This window comes from Lysinibacillus sp. Y5S-8 (assembly GCF_036894365.1).
GTDB lineage: Bacteria > Bacillota > Bacilli > Bacillales_A > Planococcaceae > Lysinibacillus > Lysinibacillus fusiformis_D.
Genome location: NZ_CP145889.1, coordinates 2,285,061 through 2,298,691 on the forward strand (window position 1 = coordinate 2,285,061; position 13,631 = coordinate 2,298,691).

The following is a 13,631-nucleotide window of genomic DNA, read 5'->3' on the forward strand; positions in this document are numbered from 1 at the left end:
TAAAACTGTAGCATCCGTTCGACCCAACCCCAAAACATTATGAATGGGAACAAAATGATATGTCTTAGCTCAAGGGCACGTCTTTTTTAAATTGAAACTTTACCCAAATAAATTCGTAAAATAGTTAAAGGGGGAAAGAGCATGACAAAAATTTATATGATGTCGATTACTAAAAATATAGATGAACAAGTATGGGAGCAAAAGGTGATAGAAAAGATCTTTGAGAAAAAATCAAAGCTAAAAGCGTACTTATGCAAAGAGGGATATTTGAAGGAATCCAAAAATCAATATGTGAAAATCAATGAAGCATCTATCTATGTTGCGACGATTCAAAAAATAAAAATTACATAATCGTCAGAGGTCTGGATGTGGCTTTTTGTTGTCCTTTATAGTTCTTACAATAATGCGGTGTAGTATTAATTTAATAGAAATAGGAAGAAAGGTATGGAGATTATTTGATGAAGAAAGATATTCAAGAGTTGCTTGATGATCACACTTTATTTGCGAGACAAATTGCTAATGTAAGGTTATCGAATTTATCATTTGATGTATATGAATTTAGAGATAATTATGTTATGCAAGTCGATTTAATATTTGCAGAAAAAAGTCAATTTGATACTATTCAAGAGGCATTTTCAGCGATCTTTAAAAAGGAATTGTTTGATGGAGAGGAATGGAGAATTAATGATGACCCAGACCCTTCAGATGAACAATGGATAACGGCGTTAGAAATGGGCTGGATTAATGAGTATTACCCAAAAAAATACAGTTATATGGAGTTAGTGAACAAAGATGATTTTATCAGTAGATTTAAAAATGAGTTAGCATACCTTAATGCTCAAGAGGCCATTGTAAAAGAACTGTTAACTAGATTGAATAATGTCGAAATTATTCAAATAAAAAAGGGATATACATATGATTATATATTTGGAAAATCTGATAGTCATTATTTTTTATTTGAATGGGGAATATATGATTAGTTTGTTGCTGACTATTACGAACATTAAGTAACACTCAAATGAAAAGATGTTACTAGTTTTAGGAAATGTTTCAAATCAATGTAGGGCAAAAAGGGAATGCTTTCTTTACTCTTTTTGACGTCCGGTATATCAGTACAAAAAAGAAGAGCCAGACTAAACAATGTCTGACAACACAGTTTCATCTAGGCTCAATGAGTGTTGAAAGCCTTGTATTTCAAGGGAATTTCAAGTTTTATTGTTTCATGAAAGTTCATTAAGTCGTATTCAAAACTAACTAGATATTAATGTAGTTGGCGAATTTTTGAATTGCTTCACTTTTTGCTTTTTTGGTTACATGCGTGTAGATATTTAAAGTTGTATTGATATTGTTATGCCCTAAACGTTCTTGGACTTCTTTGATAGTAGCATCTGCTTCAAACATCAATGAACAATGAGTATGTCTTAAGCCATGAGGGGAGATTTTCTCCAACTCATTTTTTTTTGACCGACAGCATCCATTTTTGTGGAATGGCTAGCTGCAAATATTCGTTGTACTTATTACTAAATACAAGTTGGTCTGGTTTTAATGTGTTATAGCCTAATTTAAAGTAATCTTGTTTTTGTCTTTTTTTCCATTCATCTAATATACCCATTGTTTTTTAGGAAATATATGACGAGCACTATAATTGTTATCTTTGCCCACAAGGGCAGATATTGAAGTATGCGACAACGACGAAGGAAGGCTATCGGCAATATAAATCGAATCCTTTGATTTGTGCGAAGTGTCCAAGCCTTTCCCAATGTACAGAAAGTAAGCATCATCAAAAACTCATTCAACGCCATATCTGGGAGTCTTATGTGGAGGAAGCTGAACATTTACGCCATTCCTATGACATCAAACAGATTTATGCAAAGCACAAAGAAACGATTGAACGTGTCTTTGCGGATGCAAAGGAAAAGCATGGTATGCGATGGACAACCTTAAGAGGTCTGAAAAAATTGTCCATGCAGGCGATGCTTACTTTTGCTGCCATGAATTTAAAGAAACTGGCTACTTAGACGTGGCAAGTAGCTTAAGAGAGCAACTATGCTCGAAGAGTATGTTGGAATCGGCAGTGATTTACTAAATATTGAAAATGAAAGCGAAAGAAAAATGACAAAAGCCATCGAGAGTGAACTTCTCGATGGCTTTTGTCTACAGTCTGAACAGCCAATTAGTTTTGGCTGTTCCTCTTACTTGTTTATTAAATGAATTTAGGGTCTTTCTAAGCACCATTCACCGGGTGGACATTTTGAACTTGCAGATGCAGAAGGAGCTGCTACTCCTAATACCAATACAGAAAGGCACAAAGCAGATATTACAAAACCGATTTTCTTTTTCATTTTTATCCCTCCATTCCCTTTTATAGTAAATATAATATCATATAAAAACTAAAAAATATGAATAATAAAAACAAAAATAACGACAAGATACGACAGATCAGGAGATATAAAAGGGAAATAGAGTTTTATTAGTTTGTAAATCTAACATTGAGCTTTACAAATAATACTGACGGAAATTGAGCAAAAAATACACGATACTTCTTTTCAAGCTAGAGCTCATCAAAAACTATTGATATGAATTAAGGAGGGATGAACAATGGAGCTTACAAAAGCATAAAATATTGTATTAGTATTCAATTGTTGGTTGAAATTAACAGATTAGATTGTAAAATAATATTTAAAAGAGGTGATCTTTCATAAACGAACTTTTAGAAGTTGCAGAAGTAGCTAAAAGACTTAAATGCAATAGAAATAAGGTTTATGAACTTATTAAAAGTGGCCAACTTATAGGGTTAAAACTTGGTCGAATGAAAGTAATCAACTATTGAACTTGATGATTTTTTAGTAAGAAACGCTGGTAAGGATTTAACAGATCCTTTTAACGTTAAAAATTTATGATATACAACTTCTACAATAAAAATATGTTAAACACTTTCAACTGCACGATCAGTCGAGAGTGTTTTTTCTTTTTTATACAGCTTAGAAATTGGCAATGATAATAAAGAAACAATTGGAGTTTGCATATGAAACAATATTTAAAATTAGAGTTAGCAGATACCAGATGATTTAGGACTAAGGCCAATACAGGCAGCGAAAAATATTATTGCTAATCCTGATAAAAAAAGACAATGACTGTAGATGAATTGGCAGAGGAATTACAAATAAGCAATACAACGATTTACACTATGGTTCGTCGAAATGAAATTCCACATAAAAAAGTGCGTGGTCGTATTTTATTTCATAGGATTACCATAGAAAACTGGTTATCGAATACAGAATTGAGCTGATACTAGTATAAGGAAAGTAAAAACAAAAGTCTTTCATGTCATTTAAAAAACATTTTTTCTTTTAACCATTTTATATAGAAACTCCTCTGTTTCCTTAGTCCTTAGCAGGGTAATACCATTTGCCTCCAATTTTCGCTTTCGGAAAATCTTTATCATGGAAGAAATTTCCCTGAATGCTATTCCAACTCATACACGTTCTACGTTTAAGTTCATTGGAATCCCAAAATAGCAAATCATTCGAATGTTCATTTATTTTTTCTTTTATAACTTCTTTAAGTAATTCCTGAACCCTATTATTATCAATTTGAATTTTAATCATAGTTTTTCCTCCATTGATATTACTAAATATAGCGGACACCCGAATTATTGGGCACCCTTTTTATTTGGAGTGTATTCGATTAAATCAGAGATGTCGCAATCTAAAGCTACACATAAGGCTTCCATAGTATTTAAATCAATTCGTGTCACTTCATTCTTTTGTAAAGCGTATAAAGTATTCTTATTTAATACACTTTTCTCCACTAATTGCGGAACTTTAATTTTTCTGTCAAACATAATTTTTATCAAAATAAATCCCGCCTAAATTAATTATACAATGAAGTTGATATTAATCTGTTTTATGACTATCAATAGTCAGTCGGTGAATGGACTAGAAATAGCCGACATTTAGAAAAGGGTTAGAGAGTGAACGTTACGGCAAAAGAATGGTGTGCTATGTAAGACCATAATAAGCAAATACTTTTAAATGCAGTAGCAAACAAATAAAGAATGAAAGAGGGAATCAGAATGGAACAAGTAGCGACGAAGGTAAAATCATTGGTATATGAGAATAGTTGCAATGTCTATAACTTATCAGTACAAATGATTCAATTAGAGGTTGTGCAGGGTGCTGTAGCACGATTGATAGAAAAACTTGACGATATGGTATACAAAGGTTGGCATAAAGAACCAGGTATGGCTCGTCTTGCGATTGAAGAATTAAGAGATACAGTACGTTTGATTGATACGGGATTCAACCCTTTATTTAAGGACATGTCAGAAGAAGTTAAAACCCTTAATATTCATGCTGATAAATTATTTGAAACGGTGATTAAAAGTGAGGAAAAATAAAAAAAACCGATGCGCTAACATCGACTAAATAAAAATCTAAATAATATTTTAACACATAAATGGGGATTGCACAAAATTGTGCAGTCCTCTCACTATAATTCAAATAGGTGAGGTAACTTTTCCCCAGTCCTATTTTTCGTTTTTGTTTTTAACTACTGATACGGAATTTCCGTATTGTTCGCAAATCCTATATTTTCGAAGTGGCGCAATTCGTCAATTTGATGATTCGCTAAATATGAAGTAGAAAGGTGAGCTGAAAAATCAGCCGACCTATAAGAGCCTGCTCAAAATTTAGCAACCTTCATCAAATTGAGGGCGGTCAAACCAAAAGTGGACTGTCCTAATAAGGTAACTGTCTTTTCGGCAGGATTCTTCAAAGATGAGGAGACGTGAAATTTGACGTCTCCTCATTTTTGAGCAGAAGTAATTGGTGGCTGAATTTTCAGCCGGCCTATTTTATAGAAAGTGAGTAAAATAGATATGCTCAATTTCCGACCGATGTAAAAGAGTGTGGAAGGTAAAATAAAAGGACTTGGGAATTAACCCCAATCCTAATAAACTTGCCCCCAGCAACGTCATTTAAGATAAACCGTATTCATTTTATAATTAAAAGTGCCAAAACCCTGATAAACCTTAGTTTTACAACACCGTTAAAAAAAGAGCCAGACTAAACAATGTCTGACTCCATACGTACATATCCTTTTAACTCATCAAACAATTCTAATGAAAATGAATTGGAATCTGCTTGAGGGCTGACGCCTTTTTGGACAAAAAGGAGGAATTCATTAAGCGCTTTTTCAGAGCCTTCCACTTCCACTTCAATTTGCTCTGCGTTATTCAATCGGCAGTAGCCTTTTAACCCTAATTCAATAGCTTTTTGTTTGATGAAAAAACGGTAGCCTGTGCCGTAAACATCACCAAAAAATTTGATACTTGCTCGTTTGTTCAAGGGAATACCTCCTAGCTAATGGGGGGAGAGGGATGAGCCTCTCCGTTTATTGCATGACACGTTCTTTTTCTAAATAGGCAATTAAGTTATTAATATAATAAAGAACATGCTTAGATGCCTCATCTACTTCCTTTAAATGGACATCGGCTTGCTCGATATGGCCAGCTTTATGGGCTTCTGCAGCAAGCTTCGCTGATTCATGAACACGTAAATGATAGCCATCCAACTCATGATAGTCCTGTAAATGACCGAAACGTTCTACTGTTCGTGGCGCTGTGTACCATTTGCCAAGTCGGCAATCTCGATGGGAAGAAACATCGCTTGGTTCCACTTTTTCTAGGTCAAGGAACATATTATAAATGCGCCATTTCCATAAAATATGATCAGCCTTCGATAATTGTAAAAGAGCAATAGATGAAAGCTGCACATTATTGTTGGCAATAATATCATTACGGAAACGGTTAATTTCTTTCCCTAATAAATGAATGTCGCTGGATGTATTATGGCTATAATCACGAATATCTTCCTGCAAACTTGAAATTTCAATCATTCTCGCAGAGACTTCATCAATCGCAGCTGCTTGTTGTTGTGAAATGGCTGCTGTATTTGTAACATCTAAATTAATGCCTTCAATCGCATGCACAATGGCATTTAATAATGGTAATGAATCTTTTGCCTCGACAGTTGCTTCTTTAATGATGGCTGTCGTTTCCGTAATGGAATGAGACACATCATTGGAATAACTCTTTAAATGGTGAACATTCGCAGATACTTCGCTTAGCGCAGAGACCGTGTTTTCAGCTAGCTTTCGTACTTCTTGTGCTACGACCGCAAAGCCTTTTCCATGTTCACCTGCGCGTGCGGCTTCGATGGAGGCATTGAGAGCAAGTAAATTCGTTTGATCTGCAATTTGGTTGATTAACGTGACAACCTGCTCAATATCATTCACCCGCTTTTGCAATTCTGAAAATGATTCTACGATAGAAGTAAACGTTTCTTCCGTTTTAAAAATCTCCGATAAGGCATGCTCAATCGCATTTTTCCCTTGCGTTGCATGGTCAACAGATTCAGTCGTTTTCTCAGATATATGAGAAGACATACGCGCTACCTCATTAATAGAAGCGGCAATCTGTTCTGTTGCAGCAGTGGAGGATTGAATTTCCTCATTTTGTTTATCTAAGCTAAAGACCAAATCCTTCATGTACATAATTTTGGCATTAACATCCATTAAAGAGGATACTTCGCCCACTACATTTTCAATAATGCGCTCCGTCAAGACTTCCACTAATAATTCTTGATCGACATTGACAGCGGATTGGAATGATTTCATAAATTGAAATGCCTTATTCGGCTTAATACCAAAATTGTGTAAAATATATGTCGTAATATAGAATGCGAATTGATTAAATACGACAATTAGTTTACCAGGCTCATATTGGTGCTTGCGAAATAGATTGAAAAATTTGACAGTTTCGTCTACATAATTATCATCACGTGTTGCTAAGAAAAATTGTGTTAAGTATTGATTGATATTTTCTTCACTAATGGTTAATTGAGAGGTAGGGGATATCTCGCTTAAATAATGATGAAAAATGGCATTCATGGAGGGGGTAATATCTTTTAGCTTTTGATAGAGTGTCCTCAAATGCTCCTCATCCTGTGAATGAAAATGGTTGAATGCCAGTGTTTGATGGAATCGGCCTGTTGCATGCAAATCCGTACCACGTTTTAGAAGCTCTTCTAACTCTGCTTTAGGTCGAATACTTGAAAACATAAAAATTCCTCCCAAAAAGTATGTATAATAAGGTAATAATAGCATAATTCAGGTGGTTTTAATAGACATTTCAGATGTGTTTGCTAAAATGAAATTATCTAATGACAGCAAGGAATGGGCAAATATGTATACAATTATTTACATGAAAGCGGACTACGAGCCTTGGTGGAAATTTGAAGGCTGGGAAGCTTTTATTCAAACACAAGATACATTTGAAACGAAGGAGCTTTTTGAAAGTGCATTACAGCAAAAATTAGCACACTTTCGTTCCTCTCATGACAATGAAATGACGAAAGAAGGGCAGTATTGGGCTTTTTGGTCTGATGACGAAAGCTTCTATTGTGAGGCTTGTGATGACGATGCACAAGTTTATCATGGCATTATTGCCTGTAAAATCGGAGAGTTGTAAAAAGATTTTGAAATAAAGTAAAAAAACAATTTCTTTATTTGACAAAATTATGAATGGCGGTTATACTTAGGTTAACAATTTAATTGCTTCACCGGAAACATGAATTCACATATTACAAAAAGTGATCGCGTTAGTTCGGTACTCTTTGTAATATGTGAATTTTTTTCATTCCTTGAAGAAATTACATATTGTTCACTTTTATTTTTTGGAGGTTTTCTTAAATGAAACAAGGTACAGTAAAATGGTTTAACTCAGAAAAAGGTTTTGGATTCATCGAAGTTGAAGGTGAAAACGACGTATTCGTACACTTCTCAGCTATCCAAGGCGAAGGTTTCAAAACACTTGACGAAGGTCAAAAAGTGGAATTCGAAGTTGTAGATGGCAACCGCGGACCACAAGCTGCTAACGTAACTAAACTTTAATTCTCAGTAATTAAAAAATACTTTCGTTAAACCCAGACATCCTATGCAAATAGGATGTCTTTTTTTGTAGCATTTAAAAGTTTAAGGGATTACAAATCATCATTTAGGTTATATATAGAGTAGTGGATAGGATGAGCAAAGCGAAGGATAGCCCGCAAAAATGGAGAGCATCCGAGCAAAGCGGTGGATAGAATAGCAAAAGTGGCGGATAGACCACACAAAGCGAAGGATAGCTTTATGAAAGTAGTGGATAGGATGAGCAAAGTGAAGGATAGCCTGCAAAAATGGAGAGCATCCGAGCAAAGCGGTGGATAGAATAGCAAAAGTGGCGGATAGACCGCACAAAGCGAAGGATAGCTTTATGAAAGTAGTGGATAGAATCTTCAAAGTAAAGGATAGCCTGCAAAATTGGAGTGCATCCGAGCAAAGCGGTGGATAGAATAGCAAAAGTAGCGGATAGACCACACAAAGCGAAGGATAGCTTTATGAAAGTAGTGGATAGAATGAGCAAAGTGAAGGATAGCCTGCAAAAATGGAGAGCATCTGAGCAAAGCGGTGGATAGGATAGCAAAAGAGGCGGATAGACCACACAAAGCGAAGGATAGCTTTATGAAAGTAGTGGATAGGATGAGCAAAGCGAAGGATAGCCCGCAAAATTGGAGTTCGTCTGAGCAAAGCGGTGGATAGAATAGCAAAAGTGGCGGATAGACTGCGTAAAGCGAAGGATAGCTTTATGAAAGTAGTGGATAGAATGAGCAAAGTAACGGATAGCCCGCAAAATCGAAGGAGCAACCGAGCTAAGTAGAGAAAAGACTGCACTTAATAGTAGCGAATACCATGGGAAAAATTCTAGATTGTTTGTAATAATGAAGGAGGTAGATGGATTTGCAGAATGTAGAAAAATTGCCTGAGGAACAGGAGCAGCAAGATTTTTATCAGAAGTTGCGCATGAAATTAGTAGCTTTTCTTGGATCGAAGAAGGGGAAAAAGAATAAATTTACGCCTTATTTAATGTTTGTGCCTGATTTATTTCATTTATTAATTAAAACAGTAACCGATGCGGGTGTAGATAAGAAAAGTCGAGCTTTAATAGGGGCTTCTATTGCATATTTTGTGCTACCGATTGATCTGATGCCAGAGGGACTATTAGGCTTTGGTGGCTACTTAGATGATGTGGTGCTGGCGACTTTTGTGATCAATACGATCATTAATAAATTGGGGCCGGAAGTAGTGGAAAAGCATTGGACGGGGGATGATAAGCTGTTACATGTGCTACAAAAAGTTGCAGAAGTGAGTGATGAGGTAGTCAGTAAGATCCCTGTGAAATCGCCCATCGCTCAGTTTGTGAAGCAAGAAAGTAAGGATAAATAATATTATTATGTAAACTCTATGCCCGAAAAAAAATGAACCTGTGGTAAGCAGGTTCATTTTTTATGTTGCGCTTCTAGTAAATGATGGAGCTGTTGAACGGGTACGAACAGGCCGACACGACCAATCGGCTCATGTTTCATCGTCGCAAAGATAATGCCAATGACCTTCCCCTGTTGGTCGATTACAGGGCTACCACTATTCCCTCGATAAACCGGGGCTTTCAGCATCATAACGGGCTCCTGCCAATCCTCTAATTGAATGGATTCTAGTAATGTCCCTTCATTAGCAATACCTGTAAAGGCGAGAGGGTTACCAATAAAATAAATATGTTCATCCGCAGAAAAAGGTGGATCTTCTGCTAGTGGGAGATAGGGGAGTTGCTCGGCCTCCACTTGTACTAGAGCTAAATCTACTGCTGGATAGCTCTCGATTAACGTTGCCTCCATCAATCCCTCATCCGGAAATACAACAGATAATGAGTTGGCATCTTCTACTACGTGGGCATTGGTGACAATAAGCCCGTCAGGAGAAATGGCAAAACCAGTGCCTTTACTAGAGCCAGTTGAGATTTCAACGACTGCCTTTTTATAGGTTTGTATATCCTCTTGTGCCGAGAGTCGAGTTGAAACTTTGATGAATTCAATCGCTGGAATGGAATAAATTTGAAAAACTAAGGCAAATGTATTGAAAAATAGGACCATTGCCATGCCCCACACCATCCAGCGCACAAGAGGTTTTTGTTTTTTGGGCTTTTTTCCATGAAACCGTTCTTCTCGTTCTTGTGCTAATGCTTTTTGTTGTTCTTCGAGTACGAGCTCAATGAATTCTTCTTCCGTCAATTCTTCTTGCTTGGATGTTGCATTATGTATGTCACTCATATAAGACCCCCTAAGCTAAAATAACAGGTGCCCAAGCTGGACGCCTGTTATCATCAAACTATTCTATTTTTTGCAAGGTGGATGTTACAACAAATGGTTCATCTTGATCTGCCTCCATCGTATCCTCTATGCGAATTAGGCCTATATCTTTCACAAAATATTTGGTCGTCGTCATTTGATCTTTAGAGCGGGTTAGCTGGATTACATCTTGATAAATATTTGTTCCTGTATCAACAGTGGCGGTCGTTGATTGAATGGTCCAGCCTTGAAAACTTGTCCCAACTTGTAATGGCTTTTGAAGAATTGTTTCCAGTACAGGATAAGAAGCTGCCTCTGCTGCACTTGGCAAACTTGGATTGCTGTCAACTGGTTCCCGATAGACAAGGTCAATATTTGTATCCGTTATACGATAGATTTTTAAGAGAGTCACACCACCATTATCCTCTATTTGTGCAATATGCTGTGGATCGAGATAGGTTGTACGCAGTGTGAAGCTAGCAAACTCATTTCCTTCTCCTTGAAAATAGGCCGTAGACCCATTAGGTGGAAAATAGGAGAGAAGCGATGTGTGTTTCTGTTCAACAGGCTGTTTGTCTTCCGCAGTTGGTGTGGGCTCTACTTTTACTTCTTCATTACAACCAGTGAGTAAAAATGCAAGAGAAAATACTAGGACATAGTGTCTCATAGGCATACTCCTTCGCTATTTTCTTTCATTATACGTGAATGCGAGACGTTATACGAGTGATATGAGATGAATACAAATAATAATATTATGTAAACTATAATCAGAAACTTGTCTCCAATGGGAAAATTAACTATGATAGAAATGAAGTTGAAAAGTGGGGGCAAAGATATGTATAGACAAATTGATGATTTTTTACAGGAATGGTCGAATGCATCTAAAGGAACACTGCAAGTATTACAGGCTTTAACAGATGATAAGCTAAATCAAAATATTGTGGAGGGCCACAGTACACTTGGCTGGCTAGGCTGGCATTTAGTTGGGGCTGCAGGCTATTTTAGTTATCTGGCAGGCTTAAAAGTGCCAATGATTCCACAAGAAGATCCCGTACCAACGACAGCTGCTGACATTGTGACAGCCTATGAAAATGTTGCCAACGGTATTAAAGAGGAAGTGGCAAAGCTTTCTAACGAAGATTTACTAGAGGTAGTCAACGGCTTTACAGCGCCAATGCCAAAAGGGGCTTTATTACGTGTATTGATCGACCATCAAACACATCATCGTGGACAAATGACGGTTTTGCTACGTCAAGCTGGTTTACCAGTACCTGCTGTGATGGGACCAACAAAAGAAATGCAATAATTATGCAAGCGGCAGATAAATCGTTTATCTGCTGTATTTCTAAAAATTGACACTTACCTACTAGTAAGTTAGTATAAAACCATGACAAATAGAAAAATGCAAATTATAGAATTATCATTGAAGCATATTCAGGAAAAAGGTTTCACATCATTTAGTTATGACCATTTAGCTAAAGAGCTTGGCGTTACGAAGGCAAGTATTCATTATCATTTTGAAAAGAAAGGAGACTTAGGGGTTGCGGTTTGCGAAAGGATTCAACAAGGGCTAGAAGGGACGTATAAAACGATTCAAGACTCCGCTATACCAGTGGAGGAAAAACCTTTCGCTTTTATTTTGCAACGAGTAAAATGCCTAGAAAAAGAGGGTGTTTGTCCTATTTCAGCTTTACAGGCAGATTATCAAGAATTACCACAACTGATGCAAGACAAGCTACAGCAGCTTAGTCAAATGGAAATCGATGTTTTTGTAGCCCTATTGAAGGAAGCCAAACAACAGGGTGCACTCCAAGCGACGGATGATTTAGAGTCTCTAGCCATATTGCTTATTTCTAGTACAAAGGGTGCGTTACAATATAAACGCGTTTTAGGAGAAGCGTTCTTTGTAAAAATGCTGGAGCAATTAAAGGCGTTATTAAAATAATTTTCTAAATAAGAAGGAGAGATGTGCATGGTACGAAGAGTCGTTGTGACTGGATATGGTGTTATATCTCCATTAGGGAATACAGTTTCAGCCCTATGGGAGAATATAAAAACTGGGAAATCAGGAATTCAAAAAATTCAAGGAGAGCAATTCAGCGGTATTAATACGCAAATTGCAGGGACGATTACGGATTTTGACGCAACACAGTATATGGATAAAAAAGAAATCAGTAAGTATGATTTATTTGTGCAATATGCAGTTGCCGCTTCTCAACAAGCTTTAGAGCAAGCCAATTTAAATATGGAGCAGATCGATAAGGAGCGTCTAGGTGTTTATGTTGGCTCAGGCATTGGCGGTATTGAGACGATTTTAGAGAATCATCAGGCAATGCTCGATAATGGACCTAGGAGGGTGTCCCCATTCATGGTGCCAATGATGATTAGCAATATGGCTGCGGGAATACTAGCGATACAAACAGGCTTTAAAGGGCCAAGCTTTTCACCTGTCTCAGCCTGTGCAACAGGAAACCAAGCGATTGGAGAAGCCTTCTTAGCTATACGACATGGCTATGCGGATGGCATTTTAGCAGGTGGAGCAGAGGCGCCCATCAATCCACTTAGCTTTGCAGGTTTCTCACGAATGAAAGCAATGTCTACCAGAAATGATGAGCCAGCAAAAGCAAGCCGTCCCTTCGACAGTGAGCGAGATGGTTTTGTCATGTCAGAAGGAGCTGGCATCGTGTTCTTAGAGGAATATGAACATGCCAAACAAAGGGGCGCAACGATTCTTGGTGAGATTGTAGGCTATGGTGTCACAACAGATGCTTACCACATTACAGCACCTGATTATACGGGCGCTGCCAATGCGATGAAATTAGCCTTAAAAATGGGCGATATAGATGTATCGACTGTCGATTACATTAATGCGCATGGTACTAGTACACCAGAGGGCGATAAATCTGAAACAAAGGCAATTAAAAGTGTCTTTGGCGAACATGCCTATCACTTAAAGGTGAGCTCTACAAAATCAATGACAGGGCATCTCTTTGGAGCGGCTGGGGGCATCGAAGCCATTATTACATTGAAAAGTATAATGGAAGGCATCATTCCGCCAACCATTAATTACGAAACACCAGATTCAGAGTGTGATTTAAACTATGTGCCGAACAAGGCACTGCAACAACCTGTCAATATTGCGTTATCCAATGGTTTTGGCTTTGGGGGTCATAATGCCGTACTAGCGTTTAAAAAGGTTGAGGAATAAAAATCGAGTAATCGTTGATGAAAAGAATGGTAGGAGCATTTAGCTTCTTACCATTCTTTTATTTTTGCCCCTCCTAAGAAATCGTTTCATTCAATAAGCCTTTCTTATAATAAATCAATCAAAAGCTATATTATGGTAATTGGAAGAGGTAGAGAATTATCAGCAGGACAAGCAAATCTCTATGTCATGGGGGAGTGGCTGTA

General features: G+C 37.1%; 23 protein-coding genes and 1 pseudogene. 15 read left to right on the top strand and 9 right to left on the bottom strand.

Annotated features, from left to right (window positions below):
* Window positions 1-141 precede the first annotated feature (141 nt).
* Both V6670_RS11085 and V6670_RS11090 read left to right on the top strand, forming a co-directional pair.
* Window positions 142-351, top strand: a complete 210-nt coding sequence (locus tag V6670_RS11085; protein WP_141904411.1) for a hypothetical protein — start codon at window positions 142-144, stop codon at window positions 349-351.
* Window positions 352-458: 107 nt separating this feature from the next.
* Window positions 459-980: a hypothetical protein gene (locus V6670_RS11090; RefSeq protein ID WP_141904410.1), complete on the top strand. Its 522-nt coding sequence runs from the start codon at window positions 459-461 to the stop codon at window positions 978-980.
* Between the two features lie 274 nt (window positions 981-1,254).
* Here the strand turns inward: V6670_RS11090 and V6670_RS11095 are convergent, their stop codons facing one another.
* Window positions 1,255-1,401: a tyrosine-type recombinase/integrase gene (locus V6670_RS11095; RefSeq protein ID WP_141904409.1), complete on the bottom strand. Its 147-nt coding sequence runs from the start codon at window positions 1,399-1,401 to the stop codon at window positions 1,255-1,257.
* Between the two features lie 49 nt (window positions 1,402-1,450).
* A complete protein-coding gene (locus V6670_RS11100) occupies window positions 1,451-1,612 on the bottom strand; it encodes a hypothetical protein (RefSeq protein WP_338654276.1) in 162 nt (53 codons plus the stop codon).
* A gap of 16 nt (window positions 1,613-1,628) precedes the next feature.
* Here V6670_RS11100 and V6670_RS11105 point away from each other — a divergent pair.
* Both V6670_RS11105 and V6670_RS11110 read left to right on the top strand, forming a co-directional pair.
* Window positions 1,629-2,018 (top strand): annotated as a pseudogene (locus tag V6670_RS11105) (transposase); the annotation flags it as partial.
* Between the two features lie 28 nt (window positions 2,019-2,046).
* Complete coding sequence (locus V6670_RS11110) at window positions 2,047-2,211, top strand: hypothetical protein (RefSeq protein WP_338654279.1); 165 nt, start codon at window positions 2,047-2,049, stop codon at window positions 2,209-2,211.
* 2 nt (window positions 2,212-2,213) lie between these two features.
* Here the strand turns inward: V6670_RS11110 and V6670_RS11115 are convergent, their stop codons facing one another.
* The gene (locus V6670_RS11115) at window positions 2,214-2,342 is read right to left on the bottom strand and encodes a hypothetical protein (protein WP_338654282.1); all 129 of its coding nucleotides are present in this window, start codon (window positions 2,340-2,342) and stop codon (window positions 2,214-2,216) included.
* A gap of 356 nt (window positions 2,343-2,698) precedes the next feature.
* Here V6670_RS11115 and V6670_RS11120 point away from each other — a divergent pair, with 356 nt between their 5' ends.
* Both V6670_RS11120 and V6670_RS11125 read left to right on the top strand, forming a co-directional pair.
* Window positions 2,699-2,830, top strand: a complete 132-nt coding sequence (locus V6670_RS11120) for a helix-turn-helix domain-containing protein (protein WP_338654589.1) — start codon at window positions 2,699-2,701, stop codon at window positions 2,828-2,830.
* A 300-nt stretch (window positions 2,831-3,130) separates the two neighbouring features.
* Window positions 3,131-3,289 (top strand): helix-turn-helix domain-containing protein, encoded by a 159-nt coding sequence (locus V6670_RS11125; RefSeq protein WP_141904408.1) that lies wholly within the window; start codon window positions 3,131-3,133, stop codon window positions 3,287-3,289.
* 94 nt (window positions 3,290-3,383) lie between these two features.
* Here the strand turns inward: V6670_RS11125 and V6670_RS11130 are convergent, their stop codons facing one another.
* Both V6670_RS11130 and V6670_RS11135 read right to left on the bottom strand, forming a co-directional pair.
* Window positions 3,384-3,608, bottom strand: coding sequence for a group-specific protein (locus V6670_RS11130; protein ID WP_141904407.1), 225 nt, complete (start codon window positions 3,606-3,608; stop codon window positions 3,384-3,386).
* A gap of 44 nt (window positions 3,609-3,652) precedes the next feature.
* The gene (locus V6670_RS11135; protein WP_141904498.1) at window positions 3,653-3,844 is read right to left on the bottom strand and encodes a helix-turn-helix transcriptional regulator; all 192 of its coding nucleotides are present in this window, start codon (window positions 3,842-3,844) and stop codon (window positions 3,653-3,655) included.
* Window positions 3,845-4,075: 231 nt separating this feature from the next.
* Here V6670_RS11135 and V6670_RS11140 point away from each other — a divergent pair, with 231 nt between their 5' ends.
* Window positions 4,076-4,399, top strand: coding sequence for a hypothetical protein (locus tag V6670_RS11140; RefSeq protein ID WP_141904406.1), 324 nt, complete (start codon window positions 4,076-4,078; stop codon window positions 4,397-4,399).
* 667 nt (window positions 4,400-5,066) lie between these two features.
* On the opposite strand, the gene V6670_RS11145 is transcribed toward V6670_RS11140, so the two are convergent.
* Complete coding sequence (locus V6670_RS11145; protein WP_141904405.1) at window positions 5,067-5,348, bottom strand: acylphosphatase; 282 nt, start codon at window positions 5,346-5,348, stop codon at window positions 5,067-5,069.
* A 46-nt stretch (window positions 5,349-5,394) separates the two neighbouring features.
* Complete coding sequence (locus V6670_RS11150; protein WP_141904404.1) at window positions 5,395-7,122, bottom strand: methyl-accepting chemotaxis protein; 1,728 nt, start codon at window positions 7,120-7,122, stop codon at window positions 5,395-5,397.
* 88 nt (window positions 7,123-7,210) lie between these two features.
* Between V6670_RS11150 and V6670_RS11155 the strand changes: the two genes are divergently transcribed.
* The 5 genes from V6670_RS11155 (at window position 7,211) to V6670_RS11175 (ending at window position 9,324) form a co-directional block, all read left to right on the top strand.
* Entirely contained in the window at window positions 7,211-7,531 is a 321-nt protein-coding gene (locus tag V6670_RS11155) for a DUF1033 family protein (protein ID WP_338654287.1), read from the top strand.
* A 221-nt stretch (window positions 7,532-7,752) separates the two neighbouring features.
* On the top strand, window positions 7,753-7,953 hold the full coding sequence (locus tag V6670_RS11160) for a cold-shock protein (protein WP_004230088.1): 201 nt from the start codon (window positions 7,753-7,755) through the stop codon (window positions 7,951-7,953).
* 307 nt (window positions 7,954-8,260) lie between these two features.
* On the top strand, window positions 8,261-8,392 hold the full coding sequence (locus tag V6670_RS11165) for a hypothetical protein (protein ID WP_338654374.1): 132 nt from the start codon (window positions 8,261-8,263) through the stop codon (window positions 8,390-8,392).
* On the top strand, window positions 8,385-8,516 hold the full coding sequence (locus tag V6670_RS11170; protein WP_338654376.1) for a hypothetical protein: 132 nt from the start codon (window positions 8,385-8,387) through the stop codon (window positions 8,514-8,516). The genes V6670_RS11165 and V6670_RS11170 overlap by 8 nt, the downstream gene beginning before the upstream one ends.
* A gap of 316 nt (window positions 8,517-8,832) precedes the next feature.
* Window positions 8,833-9,324, top strand: a complete 492-nt coding sequence (locus V6670_RS11175; RefSeq protein ID WP_271913390.1) for a DUF1232 domain-containing protein — start codon at window positions 8,833-8,835, stop codon at window positions 9,322-9,324.
* Window positions 9,325-9,377: 53 nt separating this feature from the next.
* On the opposite strand, the gene V6670_RS11180 is transcribed toward V6670_RS11175, so the two are convergent.
* Both V6670_RS11180 and V6670_RS11185 read right to left on the bottom strand, forming a co-directional pair.
* Window positions 9,378-10,202: a serine protease gene (locus V6670_RS11180; protein WP_141904401.1), complete on the bottom strand. Its 825-nt coding sequence runs from the start codon at window positions 10,200-10,202 to the stop codon at window positions 9,378-9,380.
* A gap of 58 nt (window positions 10,203-10,260) precedes the next feature.
* Entirely contained in the window at window positions 10,261-10,887 is a 627-nt protein-coding gene (locus tag V6670_RS11185) for a hypothetical protein (protein WP_141904400.1), read from the bottom strand.
* 168 nt (window positions 10,888-11,055) lie between these two features.
* Here V6670_RS11185 and V6670_RS11190 point away from each other — a divergent pair, with 168 nt between their 5' ends.
* The 3 genes from V6670_RS11190 (at window position 11,056) to fabF (ending at window position 13,428) form a co-directional block, all read left to right on the top strand.
* Window positions 11,056-11,526: a DinB family protein gene (locus V6670_RS11190; protein ID WP_141904399.1), complete on the top strand. Its 471-nt coding sequence runs from the start codon at window positions 11,056-11,058 to the stop codon at window positions 11,524-11,526.
* Between the two features lie 81 nt (window positions 11,527-11,607).
* Window positions 11,608-12,165, top strand: coding sequence for a TetR/AcrR family transcriptional regulator (locus tag V6670_RS11195; RefSeq protein WP_141904398.1), 558 nt, complete (start codon window positions 11,608-11,610; stop codon window positions 12,163-12,165).
* Window positions 12,166-12,192: 27 nt separating this feature from the next.
* Complete coding sequence (gene fabF, locus V6670_RS11200) at window positions 12,193-13,428, top strand: beta-ketoacyl-ACP synthase II (protein WP_338654382.1); 1,236 nt, start codon at window positions 12,193-12,195, stop codon at window positions 13,426-13,428.
* The last annotated feature ends 203 nt before the right edge of the window (window positions 13,429-13,631 follow it).

Excerpts from the sequence above, each read along its gene's own strand:
- V6670_RS11110 (WP_338654279.1), top strand. The coding sequence starts at position 2,047 with ATGCTCGAAGAGTATGTTGGAATCGGCAGTGATTTACTAAATATTGAA.
- V6670_RS11195 (WP_141904398.1), top strand. The coding sequence starts at position 11,608 with ATGACAAATAGAAAAATGCAAATTATAGAATTATCATTGAAGCATATT.
- V6670_RS11130 (WP_141904407.1), bottom strand. The coding sequence starts at position 3,608 with ATGATTAAAATTCAAATTGATAATAATAGGGTTCAGGAATTACTTAAA.
- V6670_RS11085 (WP_141904411.1), top strand. The coding sequence starts at position 142 with ATGACAAAAATTTATATGATGTCGATTACTAAAAATATAGATGAACAA.
- V6670_RS11125 (WP_141904408.1), top strand. The coding sequence starts at position 3,131 with ATGACTGTAGATGAATTGGCAGAGGAATTACAAATAAGCAATACAACG.
- V6670_RS11155 (WP_338654287.1), top strand. The coding sequence starts at position 7,211 with ATGAAATTATCTAATGACAGCAAGGAATGGGCAAATATGTATACAATT.
- V6670_RS11150 (WP_141904404.1), bottom strand. The coding sequence starts at position 7,122 with ATGTTTTCAAGTATTCGACCTAAAGCAGAGTTAGAAGAGCTTCTAAAA.
- V6670_RS11095 (WP_141904409.1), bottom strand. The coding sequence starts at position 1,401 with ATGTTTGAAGCAGATGCTACTATCAAAGAAGTCCAAGAACGTTTAGGG.
- V6670_RS11190 (WP_141904399.1), top strand. The coding sequence starts at position 11,056 with ATGTATAGACAAATTGATGATTTTTTACAGGAATGGTCGAATGCATCT.
- V6670_RS11135 (WP_141904498.1), bottom strand. The coding sequence starts at position 3,844 with ATGTTTGACAGAAAAATTAAAGTTCCGCAATTAGTGGAGAAAAGTGTA.
- V6670_RS11175 (WP_271913390.1), top strand. The coding sequence starts at position 8,833 with ATGGATTTGCAGAATGTAGAAAAATTGCCTGAGGAACAGGAGCAGCAA.
- V6670_RS11100 (WP_338654276.1), bottom strand. The coding sequence starts at position 1,612 with ATGGGTATATTAGATGAATGGAAAAAAAGACAAAAACAAGATTACTTT.
- V6670_RS11180 (WP_141904401.1), bottom strand. The coding sequence starts at position 10,202 with ATGAGTGACATACATAATGCAACATCCAAGCAAGAAGAATTGACGGAA.
- fabF (WP_338654382.1), top strand. The coding sequence starts at position 12,193 with ATGGTACGAAGAGTCGTTGTGACTGGATATGGTGTTATATCTCCATTA.
- V6670_RS11140 (WP_141904406.1), top strand. The coding sequence starts at position 4,076 with ATGGAACAAGTAGCGACGAAGGTAAAATCATTGGTATATGAGAATAGT.
- V6670_RS11185 (WP_141904400.1), bottom strand. The coding sequence starts at position 10,887 with ATGAGACACTATGTCCTAGTATTTTCTCTTGCATTTTTACTCACTGGT.
- V6670_RS11160 (WP_004230088.1), top strand. The coding sequence starts at position 7,753 with ATGAAACAAGGTACAGTAAAATGGTTTAACTCAGAAAAAGGTTTTGGA.
- V6670_RS11090 (WP_141904410.1), top strand. The coding sequence starts at position 459 with ATGAAGAAAGATATTCAAGAGTTGCTTGATGATCACACTTTATTTGCG.
- V6670_RS11115 (WP_338654282.1), bottom strand. The coding sequence starts at position 2,342 with ATGAAAAAGAAAATCGGTTTTGTAATATCTGCTTTGTGCCTTTCTGTA.